Annotated in this window: 19 protein-coding genes; 11 read left to right on the top strand and 8 right to left on the bottom strand. The window is 61.8% G+C overall.

Translation table 11 applies throughout. The features are described from left to right. Positions 1–201 precede the first annotated feature (201 nt). Together B9Z37_RS07350 and B9Z37_RS07345 are read left to right on the top strand one after the other, a co-directional pair. The gene (locus tag B9Z37_RS07350; RefSeq protein WP_108312574.1) at positions 202–621 is read left to right on the top strand and encodes an Lrp/AsnC family transcriptional regulator; all 420 of its coding nucleotides are present in this window, start codon (positions 202–204) and stop codon (positions 619–621) included. 6 nt (positions 622–627) lie between these two features. Further along, a complete protein-coding gene (locus B9Z37_RS07345; protein ID WP_108312322.1) occupies positions 628–1935 on the top strand; it encodes a leucine-rich repeat-containing protein kinase family protein in 1308 nt (435 codons plus the stop codon). Positions 1936–1945: 10 nt separating this feature from the next. On the opposite strand, the gene B9Z37_RS07340 is transcribed toward B9Z37_RS07345, so the two are convergent. Further along, on the bottom strand, positions 1946–2335 hold the full coding sequence (locus B9Z37_RS07340) for a thiol-disulfide oxidoreductase DCC family protein (protein ID WP_108312573.1): 390 nt from the start codon (positions 2333–2335) through the stop codon (positions 1946–1948). 17 nt (positions 2336–2352) lie between these two features. Beyond that, on the bottom strand, positions 2353–2826 hold the full coding sequence (locus B9Z37_RS07335; RefSeq protein ID WP_108312321.1) for an Lrp/AsnC ligand binding domain-containing protein: 474 nt from the start codon (positions 2824–2826) through the stop codon (positions 2353–2355). A 96-nt stretch (positions 2827–2922) separates the two neighbouring features. On the opposite strand from B9Z37_RS07335, the gene putA reads away from it, so the two are divergent. After that, complete coding sequence (gene putA, locus B9Z37_RS07330) at positions 2923–6693, top strand: trifunctional transcriptional regulator/proline dehydrogenase/L-glutamate gamma-semialdehyde dehydrogenase (protein WP_407067225.1); 3771 nt, start codon at positions 2923–2925, stop codon at positions 6691–6693. A 62-nt stretch (positions 6694–6755) separates the two neighbouring features. Continuing rightward, positions 6756–8645 carry an acyl-CoA synthetase gene (locus tag B9Z37_RS07325; RefSeq protein ID WP_108312572.1) on the top strand — a complete coding sequence of 630 codons (1890 nt, stop codon included), beginning with the start codon at positions 6756–6758 and terminating at the stop codon, positions 8643–8645. Here the strand turns inward: B9Z37_RS07325 and B9Z37_RS07320 are convergent, their stop codons facing one another. Continuing rightward, the gene (locus tag B9Z37_RS07320; protein WP_146179718.1) at positions 8646–9185 is read right to left on the bottom strand and encodes a hypothetical protein; all 540 of its coding nucleotides are present in this window, start codon (positions 9183–9185) and stop codon (positions 8646–8648) included. It lies immediately after the preceding gene. 195 nt (positions 9186–9380) lie between these two features. Then, positions 9381–12296 (bottom strand): DNA topoisomerase III, encoded by a 2916-nt coding sequence (locus B9Z37_RS07315; RefSeq protein ID WP_108312318.1) that lies wholly within the window; start codon positions 12294–12296, stop codon positions 9381–9383. Positions 12297–12391: 95 nt separating this feature from the next. On the opposite strand from B9Z37_RS07315, the gene B9Z37_RS07310 reads away from it, so the two are divergent. The 4 genes from B9Z37_RS07310 to B9Z37_RS07295 all read left to right on the top strand — a co-directional run bounded on the left by B9Z37_RS07310 (position 12392) and on the right by B9Z37_RS07295 (position 14970). Continuing rightward, entirely contained in the window at positions 12392–13123 is a 732-nt protein-coding gene (locus B9Z37_RS07310) for an SET domain-containing protein (protein WP_108312317.1), read from the top strand. 163 nt (positions 13124–13286) lie between these two features. Further along, the gene (locus B9Z37_RS07305) at positions 13287–14066 is read left to right on the top strand and encodes a biotin--[acetyl-CoA-carboxylase] ligase (protein ID WP_108312316.1); all 780 of its coding nucleotides are present in this window, start codon (positions 13287–13289) and stop codon (positions 14064–14066) included. 11 nt (positions 14067–14077) lie between these two features. Then, positions 14078–14290 (top strand): hypothetical protein, encoded by a 213-nt coding sequence (locus tag B9Z37_RS07300; RefSeq protein ID WP_167394340.1) that lies wholly within the window; start codon positions 14078–14080, stop codon positions 14288–14290. Positions 14291–14310: 20 nt separating this feature from the next. Continuing rightward, complete coding sequence (locus tag B9Z37_RS07295; RefSeq protein ID WP_108312314.1) at positions 14311–14970, top strand: glutathione S-transferase family protein; 660 nt, start codon at positions 14311–14313, stop codon at positions 14968–14970. A 71-nt stretch (positions 14971–15041) separates the two neighbouring features. Here B9Z37_RS07295 and B9Z37_RS07290 read toward each other — a convergent pair whose 3' ends face one another. The 3 genes from B9Z37_RS07290 to B9Z37_RS07280 form a co-directional block, all read right to left on the bottom strand. Further along, a complete protein-coding gene (locus B9Z37_RS07290; RefSeq protein ID WP_240606647.1) occupies positions 15042–16505 on the bottom strand; it encodes a sensor histidine kinase in 1464 nt (487 codons plus the stop codon). Positions 16506–16555: 50 nt separating this feature from the next. Beyond that, a complete protein-coding gene (locus tag B9Z37_RS07285; protein ID WP_108312313.1) occupies positions 16556–17230 on the bottom strand; it encodes a response regulator in 675 nt (224 codons plus the stop codon). A 94-nt stretch (positions 17231–17324) separates the two neighbouring features. Continuing rightward, a complete protein-coding gene (locus B9Z37_RS07280; protein ID WP_108312312.1) occupies positions 17325–17828 on the bottom strand; it encodes a MarR family winged helix-turn-helix transcriptional regulator in 504 nt (167 codons plus the stop codon). 142 nt (positions 17829–17970) lie between these two features. Here B9Z37_RS07280 and recA point away from each other — a divergent pair, with 142 nt between their 5' ends. Further along, entirely contained in the window at positions 17971–19008 is a 1038-nt protein-coding gene (gene recA, locus B9Z37_RS07275) for a recombinase RecA (protein WP_108312311.1), read from the top strand. Between the two features lie 24 nt (positions 19009–19032). Further along, complete coding sequence (gene recX, locus B9Z37_RS07270; protein WP_108312310.1) at positions 19033–19491, top strand: recombination regulator RecX; 459 nt, start codon at positions 19033–19035, stop codon at positions 19489–19491. A gap of 77 nt (positions 19492–19568) precedes the next feature. Here recX and argC read toward each other — a convergent pair whose 3' ends face one another. Continuing rightward, a complete protein-coding gene (argC, locus tag B9Z37_RS07265) occupies positions 19569–20492 on the bottom strand; it encodes an N-acetyl-gamma-glutamyl-phosphate reductase (RefSeq protein ID WP_108312309.1) in 924 nt (307 codons plus the stop codon). 186 nt (positions 20493–20678) lie between these two features. Here argC and sucC point away from each other — a divergent pair, with 186 nt between their 5' ends. Continuing rightward, positions 20679–21839 (top strand): ADP-forming succinate--CoA ligase subunit beta, encoded by a 1161-nt coding sequence (sucC, locus tag B9Z37_RS07260; protein WP_108312308.1) that lies wholly within the window; start codon positions 20679–20681, stop codon positions 21837–21839. The last annotated feature ends 2 nt before the right edge of the window (positions 21840–21841 follow it).

Below are 21841 nucleotides of genomic sequence, written 5' to 3'. Positions count from 1 at the left end.
GGGGACGACTTGACGGCGAACGTTGAGGTCGTATTCAGAGGTGTTGTGGTTGTGGCTCATGTGCAGGCTTCTTCGGTCCTTTAGACCTTGTGTGTCGATGCCGGAAGTTTCTGGGAGCCATGTGGCAATGTAAATCAGCAAAAATATGCTGTTTTATGCATTTAATTGTCGAAATGACATAAATGAATGACAATTTGCACCATGGATGACATCGACCAGCACCTGATTAGCCTGCTTAGGCAAAACGCCCGCATGAACATTGCAGACCTCGCGCACAAGCTGGGCGTGTCGCGGGGCACAGTGAACAACCGCCTGCGCAAGCTCGAAGACAGCCAGGTCATCGTGGGCTACACCATCAAGCTGCGCCCCGATGCCGAGCCCGAACGCATCAAGGCCTGGATGGGCGTGCTGATCGAGGGAAACACCACCCGACAGGTGATCGCCAGCTTGCTGGGCGAGCCCGGCGTGGTGGCCCTGCACGACACCAATGGCCGCTGGGATTTGCTGGCCGAAATCGAGGCCTCGTCAATGAAAGAGCTGTCCGATGTACTGGAACGCGTGCGGCTGATCAGCGGCATCCGCAGCACCGAGACCAACATCCACTTGGCGACTTACCGCTGAGCACCCATGCACACCCTTGAACAACTGCGCAGCGGCGCTCTGGCGGGCACGCGCCGTCTGGACCTGTCTTGCGGTCTGACCGAACTGCCGGAAGAAGTTTTCGCGTTGGCCGACACGCTGGAAGTGCTCAACCTGAGCGGCAACCGGCTGCGCGAATTGCCTCACCAACTGAGCCGCCTGCACAAGCTGCAGGTCTTGTTCGCCTCTGACAACGACTTCGAGGTATTGCCCGAAGTGCTCGGTGCTTGCCCAAGCTTGCAAATGGTCGGCTTCAAGGCCAACCGCATCACCCTGGTGCCTGCCGCCGCTTTGCCACCGGCATTGCGCTGGCTGACCTTGACCGACAACGCCATCGACCACTTGCCCACTGAACTGGGCCAGCGCCCGGCATTGCAAAAGCTGATGCTGGCGGGCAACCGGCTCACGGCTTTGCCCGATGGCTTGCAAATGGCACAAAGACTGGAGTTGCTGCGTATCTCGGCCAACCGCCTAGCGCGTGTACCCGACTGGCTGACCCAGTTGCCACGCCTGTCTTGGTTGGCGCTGGCAGGCAACACCATGGCGGGGTCTTGGGCGACAGAATCTGAATTACCAGCTGTGCCGTGGCACACGCTCACACAAGGTCCCTTGTTGGGCGAGGGCGCTTCGGGTCTCATCTACCGCGTACAAGCATCGGACTGGCCGCAACCGCTGGCGCTCAAGCTGTTCAAGGGTGAAGTGACCAGCGATGGCCTGCCCGAAGACGAACTGGCCGCTTGCCTGGCGGCGGGTGAACATCCGGGCCTGACCACACCCGTCGCCCGGCTGGTGAACCACCCTGAACACGCCCAAGGTTTGTTGATGCCGCTGATCCCGCCGGGGCACATCAACCTGGCGGGGCCACCCAGCTTGCAGAGCTGCACGCGCGATGTGTACCCGAGCGGCTTGCGCTTGCCTGCACCTCTGGCACTGAACATCGCCCGCGATGTCGCCCATGCAGTGGCGCACTTGCACCAGCGTGGTGTGATGCATGGTGACTTGTATGCGCACAACATCCTGATCGATCCCATGCACGGCCAAGCCAGGCTGGGTGATTTTGGTGCGGCCACGCGCCTGCCCATGGACAGCACGACCCCGCGCCACCGCTGGCTTGCACTGGAAGTGCGGGCCATGGGTTGTTTGCTGGAAGAGCTGGCAGATCACACGCCAGCGCCAGCCAGCACCGCGCTCCATGCGCTGGCGCAGAACTGCCTGTCGCCTGTGCCCAGTGAACGGCCTGACATGACCACCGTGGCCGCGCAGTGTCAGGCATTGGCCTATGGATTCGCGGCCTGAGCGACTGCGGTCAATCCAGAAATCGGGCTGCCACATCGGACGGTGGGACCATGCAAGTTTCTGTCCGCCCAAAAACCCGGTAACGGTGTCGAGCCACCCAGCGGTACAGCGCATCGCGCAGCACGGCAGGTACCAACCAGCCCAGCCAAGCAGCACGCCAAGGCCAACCCAGATGGTGCAGGATGCGCAAGATGGCAGCCGTGTGTTGCCAACGGGTGGGGCCATCCACCAACAGCAAGGTTTGAAGACCCTCGACCTGCAAGCCCGCTTGCTGCAGCAAGGCTTGGCCTGTACGGCTCTGAATAGCGGCGAAACGGAAAACACCGCGCTGGTCGTGCCTGAGTAAAAACTTCACCCACCCGTTGCACAGCAAGCACTGCGCGTCAAACACCACAATCAAGCTGGGGGTGGTCATGCTCACAGCGCCAGTGCCGTCGTGTTTTTGACTTCTTCCATGACCGCATAGGTGCGTGTCTCGCGCACGCCGGGCAGCTGCCACAGCACCGTGCCTGCAAATTCGCGGTAAGCGTTCATGTCGGCGGCGCGTGTCTTGAGCAGGTAGTCAAAGCCACCTGCCACCATGTGGCACTCCATGATCTCAGGGCGCACCTGCACCGCCGCCTTGAACTGATCGAACACATTGGGGGTGGTGCGGTCGAGCAGGATTTCCACAAACACCATCATCCCCGCGCCCAGCTTCAGCGGGTTCAAGCGCGCCTCGTAACCCAGGATGAAGCCTTCGCGTGTGAGGCGCTGCACCCGCGCCAACACCGCCGTGGGTGACAGGGCCACGCTTTCGGCCAGCTTCAAGTTGCTGATGCGACCGTCGCGCTGCAGCAGGTCGAGGATGCGGCGGTCGATGCGATCAATGTCTGGGGATTCGGTGCTCATGCTACAGATTATTCATCAATGTGACTGTATTTTGGTGAAATATTCGGCCATCAATCCGGATGATGGCGATTCATGTCAACCCGCAAGGCCTCCGTCATGAACGCTCCTACGACTTTCTTTCAACTGATGCCCAGAGGCACCCACTTCAGCCCCGGCGGCCCCTTGCCCGAGCGCAGCGCCCTGCGCGAAGCCATCGCCCGCGCCACCCGCTTGCCTGAAGCGCAGGCCCTGGCCCCCTTGCTGGCCGCCGCGCGCATGAGCGGCCCCCAAGCCGAACGCACCGACGCGCTGGCCCGCCAACTGGTGAGGGGCATGCGCGAAGGCCAACGCGGCCGCGCCGGCAGTCCATTGAGCGGTCGTGCCGGCCGCGTGCAAAGCCTGATGCAGACCTACGCGCTGTCCAGCGAAGAAGGCGTGGCCCTGATGTGCCTGGCCGAGGCGCTGCTGCGCATCCCCGATGCGGCCACGCGCGACGCGCTGATCCGCGACAAGATTGGCCAGGGCGACTGGCACCAGCATGTGGGCCGCAGCCCGTCGTTGTTTGTGAACGCTGCGTCCTGGGGCCTGCTGCTCACAGGCAAGCTGGTGGCCACGCACAGCGAGGGTGCGCTGCTGGCATCGCTGACCCGGCTGATCGGCAAAAGTGGCGAGCCGCTGATCCGCCAGGGTGTGCAACTGGCCATGCAGATGCTGGGCGAGCAGTTCGTCACCGGCGAGACGATTGACGAGGCCCTGCACCGCGCCCGCGCCATGGAGGCGCAAGGCTTTCGCTATTCGTATGACATGCTGGGCGAAGCGGCGCTGACCGAAGCCGACGCGCAGCGTTACATGCAGGCCTATGAAAACGCCATCCACGCGATTGGCAAGGCATCCAAGGGCCAAGGCGTGGTGGACGGCCCCGGCATCTCGATCAAGCTGTCGGCCCTGCACCCGCGCTACAGCCGCGCCCAGCACCAGCGCGTGATGGATGAACTGTTTCCGCGTGTGTTGAAGCTCACCGAATTGGCGATGCACTACGACATTGGCCTCAACATCGACGCCGAAGAGGTGGACCGCCTGGACATCTCGCTCGACCTGCTCGAAGCCCTGTGCCTGGCCCCCAGCCTGCAGGGCTGGCACGGCATCGGCTTTGTGATCCAGGCCTACCAAAAGCGCTGCCCCTTGGTGATCGATTTTGTGGTGGACTTGGCACGCCGCACAGGCCACCGCTTGATGGTGCGTTTGGTCAAAGGTGCTTATTGGGACAGCGAGGTCAAACGCGCCCAGCTGGACGGGCAAAGCGACTACCCGGTCTACACGCGCAAACACCACACGGATGTGTCTTACCTGGCCTGCGCCCAAAAGCTGCTGGCCGCGCCCGATGCGGTTTACCCGCAATTCGCCACCCACAACGCGCACACGCTGGCGGCCATTGTGAACATGGCTCAGGACATGCACGGCGACTATGCGCCGGGCCAATACGAGTTCCAATGCCTGCACGGCATGGGCGAGCCGCTGTACCGGCAGGTGGTGGGTCCGCTGCAGCGGCCGTGCCGCATCTACGCCCCCGTGGGCACACACGAAACGCTGCTGGCTTACCTGGTGCGCCGTCTGCTCGAAAACGGGGCCAACAGCTCGTTTGTGAACCGCATGGCCGACGCCAGCGTGTCCATCAGCGATCTGGTGCAAGACCCGGTGACGCGCACCGAAGAAGACGCCCAGCGCGAAGACAGCCCCTCCGGCCAGCCGCACCCGCAAATTGCGCAGCCCGCTCAGCTGTATGGCGCAGCCCGCCGCAACTCGCATGGCCCTGACTTGGCCCACGAACCTACACTGCGCCAGCTGGCCGCTGACATGCAAGCGCAGGTGCAAGCCGTGTGGGTCACGCCATTGCTGGCCACCCCTTTTGCAGGCGCTGAACGCATCACCCTGCGCAACCCTGCCGACCACAGCGATGTGCTGGGCACGGTGCACTGCGCCAGCGCGGCCGATGTAGAGGCTGCCCTGCAAGCCGCTAGCGAAGCCGCCCCCGCCTGGGCCGCCACGCCGCCCGCACAACGCGCCGCGCTGCTGGCGCACGCGGCCGATCTGCTGCAGGCCGATGCACCCCACGTGATGGCGCTGCTGGTGCGCGAAGCGGGCAAGACCTGGGGCCACGCCGTGGCCGAGCTGCGCGAGGCGGTGGACTTTTTGCGCTACTACGCCGCACAGGTACGCCGCGACTTTGACCCCAGCACCCACACGCCACTGGGCCCGGTGGTCTGCATCAGCCCGTGGAACTTTCCGCTGGCGATTTTTGTGGGACAGGTCGCCGCCGCACTGGCCGCAGGCAACCCGGTGCTGGCCAAGCCCGCCGAGTCAACGCCTGCCATCGCCGCGCTGGCCGTGCAAGCCTTGTGGCAAGCCGGCGTGCCCCGGGCCGCTGTACAACTGCTGCCGGGCCAGGGCCGCGAAGTGGGCATGCAACTGGTAGGCGATGCCCGCGTGCAAGGCGTGATGTTCACCGGCTCCACCGAGACCGCCCGCGTGCTGCAAGCCGCGCTGGCCGAACGCCTGAACGCGCACGGCCAGCCCGTGCCGCTGATCGCCGAGACCGGCGGGCAAAACTGCATGGTGGTCGACTCGTCGGCCTTGCTGGAACAGGTCGTCACCGACGCCGTGGCCTCGGCCTTTGAAGCCGCAGGCCAGCGCTGCTCGGCCCTGCGCGTGCTCTGTGTGCAGGACGATGTGGCAGACCGCCTGATCGAGATGCTGCAAGGCGCGATGGCTGAAAACACGCTGGGCACACCGGCAAATCTGTCGGTGGACATTGGCCCGGTGATCGACGAACGGGCACGCGCTGGCATCGAAGCGCATGTGAATGCCATGCAGCAAGCGGGTTGTACCGTGCACCGCATCAGTGCCAACGCATTGGACACTTTGCCAGAGGGCACTTATGTGCAGCCCACCTTGATCGAGATCGACCGCATTTCACAACTGCAGCGCGAGGTCTTCGGCCCAGTGCTGCACATCGTGCGTTATGCCCGCCGTGAACTGCCCGCGTTGCTGCAAGCCATCCACGACACCGGCTATGCGCTCACGCTGGGCGTGCATTCGCGCATCGAAGAAACCATCACGCAAGTCATTGACCACAGCCATGCGGGCAATGTCTACGTGAACCGCAACATGGTGGGCGCGGTGGTGGGCGTGCAGCCTTTTGGTGGCGAAGGCTTGTCAGGCACCGGCCCCAAGGCGGGTGGGCCGCTGTACCTTTTGCGATTGTTGGCACGTTGCCCGCAAAACGCCGCCTTGCGCAGCGTGCAAGCCAGTGGCGCGGCCGCGCTGCCCCAGCCCCCCCTTGCGCTGCAAGCCCTGCACGACTGGGCGGTGGCGCAGGCCCGTTTGCCATTGGCGCATGCCTGTGCGCAGTTTGCAGCGGCCAGCCCGGCGGGTCTGCAAGCCACCCTGAGCGGTCCCACGGGCGAGCGCAACGTGTACCGCGTGCAAGCCCGTGCGCGGGTCCTGTGCCTGACGGGCGATCAAGCCTGCGCTGATGCCGACCGCCTGACCCAATTGGCCGCCGTGCTGGCCGTGGGCAGTCGCGCGGTGTGGCCCCTGAGCGCACAAGCGCAACATGCACAACTGCCTGCAGCCGTGCAAAGCCAGGTAACGCTTGAAGACCCCCGCCATGGCCAGCCGGTGGATGCGGCCCTGCTGCACGGCGACGCCGCCACCACGCTGCACTGGCAAACACAACTGGCCCAGCGCCCGGGGGCCATCGTCACGCTCACGGCCCTGCACACGGGGGACACCGCCGTGCCACTGGAACGCCTGGTGAGCGAGCGCAGCATCAGCACCAACACGGCCGCTGCGGGGGGCAACGCCAGCCTGATGACACTGGCGGTTTGAAAACGCCCGTGCTTTGCCACTTGTGTGACAAAGCACGGGCCAGCCTCTGGCTACCATCGCGCATGCACCTGACCGTTTCATCTCCCGTTCAATCCCTCGCTGACATTCACCGCATCGAGGCCACTCCACTGAACCAAGCCATACCCTGGCCCAGCACTTACGACCTGATTCGCGCCAGTGCCGAGGCCCACGCAGAGCAGCCCGCGCTCACGTTTTTACACACAGGTGCGCCCGGCGGCCCCGCAACCACCTGGTCCTATCGAAGCTTGCTGCAAGGTATTCACCAGACGGCCAATTTGCTGCACAGCCTGCACCTGGGCCCACAAGACGTGGTGGCCATCTTGCTGCCCGGCGGACTGGCCTACCACCTGGCCTTGTGGGGGGGCGAGGCGGCGGGCATTGTGCAACCGCTCAACCCTTTGTTGAGCGAAGACAAACTGCTGTCTCTGCTGCGCGCCAGCCAAGCCAAAGTGCTGATCGCCCACGGCGTAGACGATGACAGCCACCTGCGTGAAAAAGCGCTGCGACTGCAAGCCCAATTGCCCGACTTGAAAACCGTGTTGCTGGTTCACCCGGAGGGTGCACCCTTGGCACCCGATCTGCCGCACGGCACACAGGACTTTCATGCCCTGCGCCAGCAACAAGTCAGTGACCAACTGCTGAGCGAGCGGGTCTTTCAGCCGAGCGACATCGCTGCTTACTTCCACACTGGCGGCACCACCGGTGCGCCCAAACTGGCAAGGCACAGCCACGGCGCACAAGTTTTCACTGCCTGCGCCAACGCCAGCATGCAGGGCTTTCGCGCCAACGATGTCACGATCAACGGCTACCCACTGTTCCATGTCGCCGGCGTGCTGCCTGGCGCGCTGTGTTCTCTGGCCATCGGCATGCATGTGATCATTCCGACAGATGCGCTGTTTCGCAACCGCGAGGTGGTGCAAAACTACTGGCGTCTGGTCGAGCACCACGGCTGCACGCTCATGTCGGGCGTGCCGACGGTGCTGGCGGCATTGGCGGGTGTGCCACTGAACGGGGCAGACATTGCTCGCATGCGTGCGGTGCGCACCGGGGCTGCGCCACTGCCGCCCGAGCTGGCGCAGCGCTTTGAGCAGACTTTTGGCTTGCAGATCAACGAAAGCCTGGGCATGACCGAGACGGCCGGCCTGAGCACCGTGGCACCACCGGGCCTGAGCGCACCTGCAGGCTGTGTGGGCTGGCCACTGCCGCATGCCAAGGTGCGCATCGCGGCCTTGAACAGCGATGACCAAGTCACCAGCGTAGACCTGCCTGCGGGCGAAAAAGGCATGGTGCTTTACCAAGGACCGAATCTGTTTTCAGGCTATCTGGATGCGGCAGAAACTGCACGCAGCTTCACGCCAGACGGCTGGCTCATCACGGGCGATGTGGGCTTCATCGACGAACAAGGCCGCCTCAATTTGTCGGGTCGCGCCAAGGATTTGATCATCCGTGGGGGCCACAACATCGACCCCAAAGTGATCGAAGACGCCTTGGGGTCGCACCCCGCCGTGGAGTTGTGCGCTGCCGTGGGTGCCCCCGATGCCTATGCGGGTGAGTTGCCCGTGGCGTTTGCCACGCTCAAGGCAGGCGCACAGGTGAGCGAAGCCGAGCTGCTGGCCTTCACCGCCGAGCGTGTGGACGAAGCCCCCGCTAAACCCAAGAGCATCACCATCCTTGAACGCATGCCCGTGACCAACGTCGGCAAAATTTACAAACCCGAGTTGCGCACCCTCGCCACGGCCACCGTGGTGCAGGGCCTGCTCCATCAGGCCATGACGCCCTTGCAAACGCCTGCTGCGCAATGGCCCGAGGTGAAGGCCACGGGAGATGCCCCTGTCGAAGTCGATGCGCGGGCCACGCCCGAGGCGGCTTGGGCGGCGCTGAAGCCGCTGCTGGTGGCCTTGCCCGTTAAGATCCTGTTGCGCGAAAAATAGTCACCGCTTTTTAAGCTGCTCGCGCAACCGGGTTTGCTCTTGTTCTTCGGTCTTGAGCTGATCGCGAACCTGGGTCAGGCTCTGCTCTTGGGTTTTCAAGTGCGTCAACAGCCGCTCCTGGGTTTGCTCTTGCTTGCGCAATGCGTCCAGCAATTCGGGCTTGTCTTGCGCGTGGTCCTGGATCTGACTGCGCGTACGAACCAGCAGCTGGTCTTGTCGTTGGATCTGGTCACGCGTTTGTTTGAGCAGCTTTTCTTGCGCCTTGATCTGGTCCCTTATGGCGGACAGGTTTTTTTCTTGCGTGCGGATTTGCGTCTGGTGGTAGATGGATTCTTTTTGTCGCTCGACAAATTGCTCCGTCTTGGCACCCAAGCCGGTAGCGGGGCCTGCTCCCGAACCAGGGCCTGCGCCGCCTGCGGCACCCGGACCTGCGCCTGCGCCTGCACCTGCACCTGCGCCTTGGGCAAAGGCTGCGAAACTGGAAGCCGCCAGCACAAGGGCTACGGTCGTTGAAGCAATTTTGACAAGTCGTGCAGTCATGGAAAGTCCTTGGTTTTTGCAGTTGAAAGACACCTAGAGTCTGCAAAAACCAGAAAGAACCGTGAATCCATCAGACGGTCAATTTTCATTGACCGAAAGATCTATGCCGTCATTGACACGACAGGACGACCAGGCCTTGCACCAAAGAAAACGCCACGACCCGCGTGGCGTTCAACACCTCACCTCAGAAGACGATCAGCTCAGGTGCTTGCCAATGATCCCTGCCAGCTCGAACATGGTGGCTTGGTCTTTGCCAAACACGGCTTGCAACTTGCCATCGGCGGTGATGGAGCGCTTGTCCGCCGGATTTTGCAAGTTATTGGCCTTGATGTAGTCCCAGATTTTTTTGACCACCTCGGTGCGGGCATAAGTGCCATCGCCAATCACGGCGGCCAAGGCGGCGCTGGGCTTCAAAGTGCCGACTGCGGCTTTGCGCGGCGCCTTGGGTGCAGCGGTTTTGGCCACTTTTTTGGCAGCTGGCGTTTTGACGGCGGCTTTCTTGGCGGCAGGCTTGCCGAAGGGGGTCTTCTTGGCGGCTGTTTTGCGCGGTGGGTATTTCTTGCCGCCTTCGCGCTGTTCAAACTCAAATGCCACTTTGCCCTCTTCGGGGTTCCAGGCCAGCATGGCCTTGAAGCTGCGGCGCGTGCGGTTGCTCACAAATTTGTCGAGCAGATCGGTCTTGCCAGTGGCCAACAATTTGACGACTTGTTCCCGCTCCACCGGCTGCTGCAAGATGACCTTGCCGGTCTTGAAGTCGCAGCTGGGCGTGGGCTGCTCGTGCGTGGGCACGGCTTTGCTGCACACGTAGTTGCTGCCGTGCTCGTGCACCGCGCTGCCGCACTTGGGGCACACGCCCAGTGATTCATCGGTGAATTCGACGATCTCGCCGCTGTCTTCGTTTTTCTTGTCGTCACCAAAATCGAATTCGAGCTTCCAGTTCTTTTCTTCTTCGTTGTACTTGAGCGCCATCTCGGCCACGAAAGGCCAACCAGCTTTGGAGCGGAAGCCGTCCAGCGGGCCAATCTTCTTGTCGCGCATGAATTGCTCGACTTCGGCTGGCTCAAAGGTGCGCCCGGCCGGCGATTTGCCAAACGAGAAGCCGCAACCCTCAGCAGCGCCATGGGCCCCGGTGCAGGTGTACCTGCGGTAGTTTTCTTTGACCACACCGCCGCAGTTGGGGCAAGGCGTGGTCAGCGTTGCGTAGTCACCGGGCACAGTGTCGCGGTCGTACTCTTTGGCTTTCTTGACGATGTGCTCGGTCATGGCCGCGATCTCGGCCATGAAGGTGGCGCGGCTCAATTTGCCTTGCTCCATCTGGGCCAGCTTGTATTCCCACTCGCCGGTCAGCTCGGGTTTGGAGAGTTCTTCGACCTGCAGGCCGCGCAACAGCGTCATGAGCTGGAAGGCCTTGGCCGTCGGGATCATTTCGCGGCCTTCGCGCAGCATGTATTTCTCGTTGATCAGGCCTTCGATGATGGCGGCGCGGGTGGCTGGCGTGCCCAGGCCTTTTTCCTGCATGGCCTCGCGCAGTTCGTCGTCGTCCACCATCTTGCCTGCGCCTTCCATGGCACCCAGCAGCGTAGCTTCTGAGTAGCGTGCCGGAGGGCGTGTCTTCAGGCCTTTGGCTTCGACCGATTCGACACCCACTTGTTCGCCCGGCTGCACCGGCACCAGGTTTTGGCCTTTGTCGCCATCTTTGGCGTCTTCCACTTCTTCTGCGGCTTCTTTGCCGTAAATGGCGAGCCAACCCGGCTTGACCAGCACCTTGCCGACGGTCTTGAAGCTGTGACCAGCGGCCACGCTGATGCGTGTGGTCACCTGGTATTCGGCGCTCGGGAAGAACACCGCCATGAAGCGGCGCACCACCAGGTCATAGAGTTTTTGCTCGGCCTCAGACAGGCCGCTGGGCGCTTGCAGCGTGGGGATGATGGCGAAGTGGTCCGACACCTTTTTGTTGTCGAACACACGAGGGATCTTGCGCACGTAGTTGTTGTTCAGTGCCGTCAGGGCGTGCGGGGCCAGGTGGCGCATGCCGCTGTCGGCCAGCATTTCGAAGGTTTGCTTGGCCACGGGCACATAGTCTTCGGGCAGGTGGCGCGAGTCGGTACGTGGGTAGGTCAGGGCCTTGTGGCGCTCGTACAGGCTTTGGGCCAGCGCCAACGTGGTCTTGGCCGAGAAGCCGAACTTGCCGTTGGCCTCGCGCTGCAAACTGGTCAGGTCAAACAAACCGGGGCTGGCTTGTGTGGTGGGTGTGGCCTCTTCGGTCACGCTGGCGGTTTTGCCGCGCACGGCATCCACGATGGCTTGTGCCTCGGCAGCGGTCCATTGGCGGTCGGCTTTCTTTTCGGCGTCTTCTTCTTTCTTCCACTTCGGGTCGAACCACTTGCCGGGGTAGGTGCCCGCAGCGGCGGCGAACTCGGCGTGGATTTCCCAATAGTCGCGGCTCACGAATTTGCGGATCTGCTCTTCGCGCTCCACCACCACAGCCAGCGTGGGCGTTTGCACCCGGCCCACAGTGGTCAAGAAGAAGCCACCATCACGCGAGTTGAATGCGGTCATGGCGCGGGTGCCGTTGATGCCCACCAGCCAATCGGCTTCAGAGCGGCTGCGGGCGGCGTCGGCCAGGCCCTGCATCTGGGTGTTGCTGCGCAGGTTGTCAAAGCCATCGCGGATGGCTTGTGGCGTCATGGACTGCAGCCACAGGCGTTGTACGGGCTTGTCCAGGGTCTTGGTGCCACCGGCATATTGTTCGATCAGGCGGAAGATCAACTCCCCCTCGCGGCCCGCGTCACAGGCGTTGATGAGGGCGTTCACGTCTTTGCGCTTGGCTTGCCTCACCACGGCACTCAAGCGGCTCTTGGTTTTGTCCACCGGCTTCAGGTCAAAGTGCGGCGGGATCACGGGCAGGTTGGCAAAGCTCCACTTGCCGCGTTTCACGTCGTACTGCTCAGGCGCCTGGATCTCCACCAGATGGCCCACGGCGCTGGTCACGACGTATTGCTCATTCTCAAAATGGTCGTCGTGTTTCTCGAACTTGCCGGAAGTCGGCGTCAAGGCTTTGACGATGTCTTGAGCCACCGAAGGCTTCTCTGCAATTACCAATGTCTTCATGTCATTACAATCCGTTGTCTCGCGTGTGCGCACGCGCCCGGGCACGCGCTCACGCGCACGCCCACATGAATTCACCATAACAAATTTTTAACGCCGTGGCCAAAACCCCTGTTTCTTCCCCCAGCCGCTCCAAGCCGAGCGCATCCGGCAAACGCATCCAGGTTCGCCGCTCCGGCGTGCACGGCAAGGGCGTGTTTGCCCTGCAAGACTTGGCCGAAGGCGAGACCCTGATTGAGTACGTGGGCGAGGTCATCAGCTGGGACGAGGCGCAAGACCGCCACCCACACGACCCGAATGACCCGAACCACACCTTCTACTTCCATGTGAACGAAGACCGGGTGATCGATGCGCTGCACGGCGGCAACTCTTCGCGCTGGATCAACCACAGCTGCAACCCCAACTGCGAAGCCGACGAAGAAAACGACCGCATTTTCATCAAGGCCATCCGCAACATCTTGGCCGGTGAAGAGCTGAACTACGACTACGGCCTGATCATCGACGAGCCTTACACCAAGAAGCTCAAGGCCGAATACCCTTGCTGGTGCGGCAGCGCCAATTGCCGTGGCACCCTGCTGTCGCCCAAAGAGCGCAAGGACACGCCCAAAACACCTGGCCAGAAAAAAGCCAAGGCCAAATCCAAAGACAAGCCGAAGGCAAAAGACGACGTCAAAGCCAAAAGCAAAGGCAAAGCCCCCAAGGCGGTCAAGCCAGTGAAAGCGGAAAAGGCGGTCAAACCCGCGAAGGTGGAAAAGGCGGAGAAGGCCAAAAAGGCAACGAAACCTGAGAAAAAGACCCAAACCAAAAAGGCGGTCGCCAAAAAAGGCTGACGCATATTGGCCTGCAGCGTTGACCCTGTAGGAGGCCGCCCCTGCGGCCGAATGCGGGTGAATCTGTACAGGCCTTGTCGAAGCGCCGACCTTCGCGAGCGGGGGGACTCGCTCCCACAAAACACGCACTCAGCCAACAAGCACGCACAACCAACGCCACACCATGATCACGCGCACCCCTTGGCCTGCTGAAGCGATTTGGGAGCAGATTTACCCCCTGCTGCCCGATTTCACGGTCGAGGTGCTGCCCGAGATCGATTCGAGCAACAGCGAGCTCATGCGCCGAGCGCGCGCAGGCCAGCTCGAGCCCACGTTGCTGGTGGCCGAGCGTCAAACTGCAGGGCGTGGCCGCATGGGCCGCGTCTGGCAAAGCCAACCGGGCGACTCGCTCACTTTCTCCCTCAGCTTGCCCCTCAAGCCCAAAGACTGGTCCGGCCTGTCGTTGGCCGTCGGCCTGAGCCTGGCCGAGAGCCTGCACCCCGAGGTGGGCCTGAAGTGGCCCAACGATTTGTGGTTTCAAGACCGCAAGCTTGGCGGCATGCTGGTCGAAGCGGCCAGCATGGGCGGGCGCAGCCAGGTGGTGGTGGGGGTGGGCCTGAACATCCGTCCACGGCCTTCAGATGGCCTCAACACAGCGCCAGCAGCCCTCACTGAGATGTTGCCTGACTTGACCGCACCCGCCTGCCTGGCACGCGTGGCCATGCCTTTGATACAAACGCTGCTGGCATTTGAGCGCGAAGGCTTCGCCCCGCTGCAAACCCGGTTTGAGTCGCGCGACGTCCTCAAGGGCCGGCACGTGCACACCAGCGATGGCCAAATCGGTCTGGCACTGGGCGTCAGCCCCAACGGCGCTTTGCGTCTGCAAACCGACACAGGCCTGCAAGAGATCCACAGCGCTGAAGTCAGCGTGCGCCCTTTTCCTGTTGAGGACAAATCCCAATGATGCGTTGGTTCATGGCTCTTTTGCTGATCCTCCATGCGGCCACGCTGGCTTGGCAATGGGACGCTTTCGCCCGCTGGGGTTGGGGCCCGAATACGGCACGCGAGCCTGAACGCTTGGGGAACCAAATTCGCCCTGAAGCGTTGAAAATCGAAACACCTGCCGCTGCCGCAGAGCGCATGGCCGCTGAAACGGCTGCCGCAGCCCTCAAAGCCACAAACCCTTAACCCTTTTGGAGACTTGACCGATGAGCCTGAAACTTTACTTTGCCCCCGGCGCCTGTTCTTTTGTGCCCCATGTGCTGCTGGAGATGAGCGGTGCCGAGTTTGAGCCCAGCATGGTCAAGCTGCACAAAGGCGAACAAAACAGCGACGACTACAAAGCCATCAACCCACGCGGCCAGGTGCCGGTACTTGTGAACAACGGCCAACCCGTCACGCAAATCGTCGCCATCGTCTTGCATCTGGACCAGCTGTTCCCGCAGATGGGCTTCTTGCCCACAGAGGCCTTGGCCCGCGCACAAGCCATCTCGACTTTGGCATGGATGAACAACACGGTGCACCCGACCTTCACGCACATCTTCATGCCGCAAAAGTTCTCGGACCAGCCCGAAGTGCAAGCGGCCCTCAAGCCTTACAACACCCAGCTGTTCCGCGGCATGCTGGGCGAATTGCAGGCACTGGTGAAGGCCGCTGCTGCCAAGGGCCAGCCTTGGTTGAGCGGTGAACGCTTCGGCCCGTTGGACGCCTACAGCCTGACCTTGACACGCTGGGGCACGATTGCTGGCATCACGCCCGAAGAACACCCCGAGCTGTGGGCCTTTGTGCAAAAAGTGGCGGCAGAGCCCGCCGTGGCCCGCGTGATCGAGCGTGAGCGCTTGCAGCTGAACATGGGCAGGCCCGCTTAAGGCGGCCAGAGCCACGTCAGACATTCGGCCGCAGGGGCAGCCTCCCACCAAGGGCCTGGCAAGGCTTGCGCTCAAGCGAACGCGTTGAACCGCAGCGTGAAGCAAGCCCCTGGCGGGGTGTGGCTCGGGTGCGCGGCATCGACCGTGACCGAGGCCCCGTGTTGCTGCGCGATTTCCTTGACGATGGGCAAGCCCAAACCCGAGCCATCGACGTTGGTGCCCAGCGCCCGGTAAAACGGCTGAAACACCAGATCGCGCTCAGCCAAAGGAATGCCCGGGCCGTTGTCCTCCACCTGCATCACCAGCGCTTTGCTGTACGGGTCCACCAGAACGCGCACCGTGACCACCCCCGGATGTTCCGGCGTGCTAGGGGTGTAGTGAACGGCGTTTTCGACCAGGTTGCGCAGCATTTCTTTCAGCAAAGTCGGGTTGCCTTGCACCTGTGCACCCGGTGTGCCCGCATCCACCCCTTCGTAGCCCAGATCCAAGCCTTTGTCCATCGCGCGCGGCAGGCAGTCTTGTATGACTTCGCTGGCCAGCAACACCATGTCGCAACTTTGCTGCGCGACATGCGTGCCGCCACCTTCTGCGCGAGCCAGTGACAACAACTGGTTCACCGTGTGGGTGGCCTGCACACTGGCCCGGCCAATTTGTTTCAAGGATTTTTTCAACTCATCTTCGCTGGAGCCCGAACGCTGCGCCAGATCGGCCTGCATGCGCAAGCCCGCCAAAGGGGTTTTGAGTTGGTGCGCCGCATCGGCCAAAAAACGCTTTTGCGTGACGATCGAGTCTTTCAGGCGTTCCAGCAAGTCGTTCACCGACACCACCAACGGGGCCACCTCCATGGGCACCGCTTTGTCATCGAGCGGGCTCAAATCATCGGGTTTGCGCGCACGGATACGCTCTTCCAGCTCCGACAAAGGCTTGATGCCGCGCACCAGCGCCAGCCACACCAACAGCACGGCCAAGGGCAACAAAGCAAACTGCGGCAGCATCACGCCCTTGATGATCTCTGCCGCCAGCACAGAACGCTTTTCACGCGTCTCGGCCACCTGCACCAAGGCGGGGTGCTTGCCCTCGGCATCCAGCCGGATCCAGGTGTAGGCCACACGCACCTCGAAGCCACGCATCTCGTCATCGCGGATGTGCACCTCGTAGCTGCTGCCTTTGTCTTGGTCCACCGGCGGCAAGGGCAAATCGCGCTCACCACTCAAATGCTCTTGATGGCCTCCGCGCACCTGGTAATAAACCAGATCGGTCTCGTCGGCGCGCAGCAATTCACTGGCGGGCTGGGGCAGGTTGAACTGAACACGTTTGTCGGGCCCCAGCTTGACCTGCTGAGCCAAGGCCTGCACGTTGTAGACCAATGCACGGTCAAACGGCTTGTTGGCCAACCCTTGCGCCACCAGCCAGGTCAGGGCCAAACTGATGGGCCACAGCAACAGCAACGGCGTGAGCATCCAGTCGAGGATTTCCCCGAACAAGGAACGTTGTTCGCGTTTGAAGATGCGCACACTCCAGCCGCGGGATTTCATGGCGGCGGCATCCTTGACTCTGGCGTGGCGCGTGTCAAATCACCGGGCGCTCAGCCAGGGATTTTTTCGAGGCAGTAGCCCAAGCCACGGACGGTGGCGATGCGGATCGGGCCCTTTTCAATCTTTTTGCGCAGACGATGGATGTACACCTCGATCGCGTTGTTGCTGACCTCTTCGCCCCACTCGCACAGGCGTTCAACCAACTGGTCTTTGCTGACCAGACGCCCCGCACGCTGCAGCAGCACTTCCAGCAGACCCAGCTCACGCGCTGACAGCTCCACCATCTTGCCGTCGATGGTGGCCACGCGACCGGACTGGTCATAGATCAGCGGACCGTGCTTGATTTGCGAGGTGGCACCGCCCATGCCGTGCCGTGTGAGGGCGCGCACGCGGGCTTCGAGTTCTTGCAGGCTGAAGGGTTTGGCCATGTAATCGTCGGCGCCGTAGTCCAAGCCCTTGACGCGCTCTTCAACGCTGTCTGCCGCTGTGAGGATCAGCACCGGCAAGGTGGAGCCTCTGGCGCGCAAACGCTTGAGGACTTCCAGGCCGTGCATTTTGGGCAGGCCCAAATCGAGGATCAGCAGATCAAATTCGTTGTTGGTCATCAAGGCCGCGTCCGCCTCACTGCCACTGGCCACATGGTCCACCGCTGCGCCCGCACTGCGCAGGGTGCGCAACAAGCCATCGGCAAGCACCTGGTCGTCTTCGGCTATCAGAATTCGCATGTCTGTCTCCTGTTGTGGTGGGTGCGGCTCGTTCCGGGCTGATGACCGAGGTGTTGCAATTCTAGTGTCTGGCGTGGGGGCTTCTGCCTGAACATCAGTGCGCATAGGCCTCCAGACCCAAAGCCACCACGGTCGCCACATCCTTGCCCACCGCATCGCGGAACTCGGTCTCGGCTTGCGCCACCGCATCCTTGAAGGCTTGCAGCCAGGCCAGCCCCACGGGCGTGAACACCACGCGCCGCGCACGGGCGTCCGACACATCGGGCTCGCGTTGCACCAGACCCCAGGCCGTGCATTGGTCCACCAAATCCCCCATGGCCTGCTTGCTCATCCCTGCTGCACGGGCCAGATCGGTCAGGCGCGAGCCTTCCAGCGCCAGATGCCGCGTGATGTGAACGTGTGCGGCGCTGATCTGGTCGCGAGATGCCAGATTGGCCAAGGCCAGCGGCACGCCCTCATTGCCCGCCATCAGGTAGAGCACACGTTCGTCAAAGCGGCGCATGGCATGCCCCAGCAAACGGCCTAAATGGGTTTGACGCCAGCGGTCATCGGCCCAGTCGGGCTGTTCACTGGCTGTTGATTCAGGGGTTTCGCTCATCGGATAAATGATAAGGCAAACTGACCAAAAATAGTGTTCACAGGTTTATACAGTTCGTTTACAGTACTGTTCAAGCATCCAGTCGACAGCGCATTCCCGCTGAATTCGGTGCCCCAAACCATTGATATTCAAGGAGATTTCCATGAGCGACGACAACAGCGAAAAGTCCAAAGCCCTGCAAGCCGCCCTGGCCCAGATTGAAAAACAATTCGGCAAAGGCACCATCATGCGCCTGGGCGAAGGCGAAGCCATCGCCGACATCCAGGTCGTCTCCACCGGCTCTTTGGGCCTGGACATCGCGCTGGGCGTGGGCGGTCTGCCCCGTGGCCGCGTGATCGAGATCTACGGCCCGGAGTCATCGGGCAAAACCACCCTCACCCTGCAAGTCATCTCCGAAATGCAACGCCTGGGCGGCACCTGCGCCTTTGTGGACGCAGAACACGCACTCGACGTGCAATATGCCCAGAACCTGGGCGTCAACCTGCAAGACCTGCTGGTCAGCCAACCCGACACCGGCGAACAAGCACTGGAAATCGTGGACAGCCTGGTGCGCTCCGGCGCGGTCGACTTGGTCGTCATCGACTCGGTGGCTGCCTTGACCCCCAAGGCCGAAATTGAAGGCGACATGGGCGACAGCCTGCCAGGCCTGCAAGCACGCTTGATGAGCCAGGCCCTGCGCAAGCTGACCGCCACCATCAAGAAGACCAACTGCACCGTCATCTTCATCAACCAGATCCGCATGAAGATTGGCGTCATGTTCGGCAGCCCCGAAACCACCACTGGCGGCAACGCGCTCAAGTTCTACGCCTCGGTGCGCCTCGACATCCGCCGCACCGGCACCATCAAGAAGGGCGACGACGCGATCGGCAACGAGACCAAAGTCAAAGTGGTCAAAAACAAAGTCGCGCCACCCTTCAAGACGGCCGAGTTCGACATCCTGTTTGGCGAGGGCATCAGCCGAGAAGGTGAGGTCATCGACATGGGCGTGACCGCCAAGATCGTCGACAAATCGGGCGCTTGGTACGCCTACCAGGGCGAGAAAATCGGCCAAGGCCGTGACAACGCCCGCGAGTTTTTGCGCGAAAACCCCGCCTTGGCCCGGGAAATCGAAAACAAGGTGCGCGAATCGCTGGGCATCCGCTTGTTGGAATCGGCCATTGCCGAGCCCAAAGGCGAATAAGCGGCCTTTGCGAAGAGACCCAACTTGAACAAGCCCGGCTTTCAACCCTCGCTCAAGGGGCGCGCCCTGCGCCTTTTGAGCCAGCGTGAACACTCGCGCACTGAGCTGGAACGCAAACTGGCCCAGCACGAAGAAGTGCCCGGCGAGCTGGCCAAAGCACTGGACGAGTTGCAAGCACGGGACTTCATCAACGACGGGCGAGCCATCGAGTCGGTCGTGCACCGCCGCTCGAGCAAGCTGGGTGCAGCACGTGTCAAGCAAGAGCTGGCCGCCAAAGGCCTGTCGGGCGAAGCCGTGACCGCTGCGATGGAGGGGTTGCGCGAGACCGAGTTCAGCCGCGCACTGGCCGTCTGGCGCAAAAAATTTGACCGGCCTGCAGCCGACCCGAATGAGCGGGCCAAGCAAATTCGCTTTTTAATGACACGCGGGTTTCAAGCCGAGGTCGTGCGAAAAATCGTGCAGGGCGCAGACGAAGACATCTGAGCCTTTGAAAGGCCCCTGCATTCACAAGCTGGGGCCTATTGGTGCAGGACGAACCCTGCAAGTCGTTTGCGGGTGAATTACAAACCCAACATCAATTGGATGTTTTGCACCGCCGCGCCGCTGGCACCCTTGCCGAGGTTGTCCAAACGGGCAATGACCACGGCATGACGGGCTTCTTCGTTGGCAAACACCCGGATTTCCAGCTTGTTGGTGTCGTTCAGCGCCGTGGCGTCCAGCTTGGCGTCAGCCGTAGCCGGCAGCACACTGACCCAACCACCCGCCTCTTGGCTTGCGGCGTAATGCGCGCGCAAAGCTTCGTGCACAGCAGCAGCCGTCGGTTTGCCTGGCAAGCTGTCCAGGTGCAGGGGCAACTGAACCAGCATGCCTTGGCGGAAATTGCCCACGGCCGGCACAAACAAGGGGCGGCAGGTCAGCCCGGTGTAGCGCATGATTTCAGGAATGTGTTTGTGCTTGAGGCCCAAAGCATAGGCCTCAAACAGTGGGGCTTTGCCGGCCTCGTAGTCCTCGATCATGGTTCTGCCGCCTCCGGAATAACCACTCACAGAGGGCAAACAGACCGGAAAGTCCAGCGGCATCAAACCGGCATCGACCAACGGCCGCAAGATGGAAATGGCGCCCGTGGCATAGCAACCAGGGTTGGCCACGCGCTCGGCCTGGCGCACAGCATTCAGCTGGTCGGCTGCCAGTTCAGGAAAACCAAACACCCAATCAGGGTGGCAGCGGTGGGCGGTCGAGGCGTCCACAATGCGCGGCTTGCGGCCGGGCAGGCTGTCGATCATGGCCACCGACTCGATGGCGGCATCGTCGTGCAGGCACAGCACCACCAAGTCGGCAGCAGCCATCAGCTCGCGCTTGGCTTCGGGGTCCTTGCGGCGGGCGGGGTCGATGCTCAGCACCTCGATCTGAGGCATCAGCGCCAAGCGCTCGCGAATCTGCAAACCAGTGGTGCCAGCTTCGCCATCGATGAATATTTTGGCCATGGGTATTACTTTCTCAAAAAATCCTGCGTCCAACGTCAAGTCAATGTAAGACGCAAGGATCAGGATTGGTGCATTGCAGCATGATACAGTCCAAGGCTGCAGTGTCCAGAGCCTGCTGGCGTACACCCTTTGATACAGGGGCCCCGGCGGACCGGTCGAATTTCCACCCCTCTGAGAGAAGACCTCATGAAGATTCACGAGTACCAAGGCAAGGAAATCTTGCGTCAATTCGGTGTGCCAGTTCCCCGTGGCATCCCGGCGTTCACCGTTCAAGAGGCGGTTGAAGCCGCTCAAAAACTGGGCGGCCCGGTTTGGGTGGTCAAGGCCCAGATCCACGCAGGTGGCCGTGGCAAGGGTGGCGGCGTCAAGGTGGCCAAAACCATTGAAGACGTCAAGCGCATCTCTGGCGAGATCCTGGGCATGCAGCTCAAGACCCACCAGACTGGCCCCGAAGGCCAAAAAGTCCGTCGCCTGTACATCGAAGACGGCGCTGACATCAACAAAGAATATTACGTGTCCGTGGTCACCGACCGCGCCACTCAGAAGATTGCTTTCATCGCTTCCAGCGAAGGCGGCATGGACATCGAGGAAGTGGCTCACTCCACCCCCGAGAAAATCATCACCGAGTTCATCGATCCCCTGACCGGTCTGGGCGATGCCCAAGCCAAGAAGATCTCTGACGCCATCGGCATGCCTGCAGACTCCACCGCACAGGCAGTGGACATCTTCAAGAAGCTGTACCAGTGCTACATGGAAACCGACGCGTCGTTGGTCGAAATCAACCCGCTGAACCGCGACAGCAAGGGCAACGTGATGGCTTTGGATGCGAAGTTCAACTTCGACGCCAACGCCCTGTTCCGTCACCCTGAAATCGTGGCCTACCGCGATCTGGACGAAGAAGATCCAGCCGAAGTCGAAGCTTCCAAGTTCGATCTGGCCTACATCTCCTTGGACGGCAACATTGGTTGCTTGGTCAACGGCGCTGGCTTGGCCATGGCCACCATGGACACCATCAAGTTGTTCGGCGGTGAGCCTGCCAACTTCCTGGACGTGGGCGGCGGCGCAACGGCCGAGAAAGTCACAGAAGCCTTCAAGATCATGCTGGCCAACAAGAATGTCAAAGGCATTTTGGTCAACATCTTCGGCGGCATCATGAAGTGCGACACCATCGCCACCGGCGTGATCACCGCTTGCAAGGCCGTGAACCTGTCTGTGCCACTGGTTGTGCGCATGAAGGGCACCAACGACGAGCTGGGCAAGAAGATGCTGGCCGAATCCGGTCTGCCGATCATCTCTGCCGACACCATGGCCGAAGCCGCGACAGCCATCGTCGCAGCCGTTAAGTAAGG

Origin of the sequence: Limnohabitans parvus II-B4 (assembly GCF_003063455.1) — a bacterium.
GTDB lineage: Bacteria > Pseudomonadota > Gammaproteobacteria > Burkholderiales > Burkholderiaceae_C > Limnohabitans_A > Limnohabitans_A parvus.
The sequence above is the reverse complement of the archived record's forward strand: the minus strand, read 5'-3'. Positions and strand labels throughout refer to the sequence as shown.

What these genes read in the sequence shown, in the direction of transcription:
- B9Z37_RS07350 (WP_108312574.1), top strand. Translation starts at nt 202, where the DNA reads ATGGATGACATCGACCAGCACCTGATTAGCCTGCTTAGGCAAAACGCC.
- B9Z37_RS07345 (WP_108312322.1), top strand. Translation starts at nt 628, where the DNA reads ATGCACACCCTTGAACAACTGCGCAGCGGCGCTCTGGCGGGCACGCGC.
- B9Z37_RS07335 (WP_108312321.1), bottom strand. Translation starts at nt 2,826, where the DNA reads ATGAGCACCGAATCCCCAGACATTGATCGCATCGACCGCCGCATCCTC.
- putA (WP_407067225.1), top strand. Translation starts at nt 2,923, where the DNA reads ATGAACGCTCCTACGACTTTCTTTCAACTGATGCCCAGAGGCACCCAC.
- B9Z37_RS07325 (WP_108312572.1), top strand. Translation starts at nt 6,756, where the DNA reads ATGCACCTGACCGTTTCATCTCCCGTTCAATCCCTCGCTGACATTCAC.
- B9Z37_RS07320 (WP_146179718.1), bottom strand. Translation starts at nt 9,185, where the DNA reads ATGACTGCACGACTTGTCAAAATTGCTTCAACGACCGTAGCCCTTGTG.
- B9Z37_RS07315 (WP_108312318.1), bottom strand. Translation starts at nt 12,296, where the DNA reads ATGAAGACATTGGTAATTGCAGAGAAGCCTTCGGTGGCTCAAGACATC.
- B9Z37_RS07305 (WP_108312316.1), top strand. Translation starts at nt 13,287, where the DNA reads ATGATCACGCGCACCCCTTGGCCTGCTGAAGCGATTTGGGAGCAGATT.
- B9Z37_RS07300 (WP_167394340.1), top strand. Translation starts at nt 14,078, where the DNA reads ATGGCTCTTTTGCTGATCCTCCATGCGGCCACGCTGGCTTGGCAATGG.
- B9Z37_RS07295 (WP_108312314.1), top strand. Translation starts at nt 14,311, where the DNA reads ATGAGCCTGAAACTTTACTTTGCCCCCGGCGCCTGTTCTTTTGTGCCC.
- B9Z37_RS07290 (WP_240606647.1), bottom strand. Translation starts at nt 16,505, where the DNA reads ATGAAATCCCGCGGCTGGAGTGTGCGCATCTTCAAACGCGAACAACGT.
- B9Z37_RS07285 (WP_108312313.1), bottom strand. Translation starts at nt 17,230, where the DNA reads ATGCGAATTCTGATAGCCGAAGACGACCAGGTGCTTGCCGATGGCTTG.
- B9Z37_RS07280 (WP_108312312.1), bottom strand. Translation starts at nt 17,828, where the DNA reads ATGAGCGAAACCCCTGAATCAACAGCCAGTGAACAGCCCGACTGGGCC.
- recA (WP_108312311.1), top strand. Translation starts at nt 17,971, where the DNA reads ATGAGCGACGACAACAGCGAAAAGTCCAAAGCCCTGCAAGCCGCCCTG.
- argC (WP_108312309.1), bottom strand. Translation starts at nt 20,492, where the DNA reads ATGGCCAAAATATTCATCGATGGCGAAGCTGGCACCACTGGTTTGCAG.
- sucC (WP_108312308.1), top strand. Translation starts at nt 20,679, where the DNA reads ATGAAGATTCACGAGTACCAAGGCAAGGAAATCTTGCGTCAATTCGGT.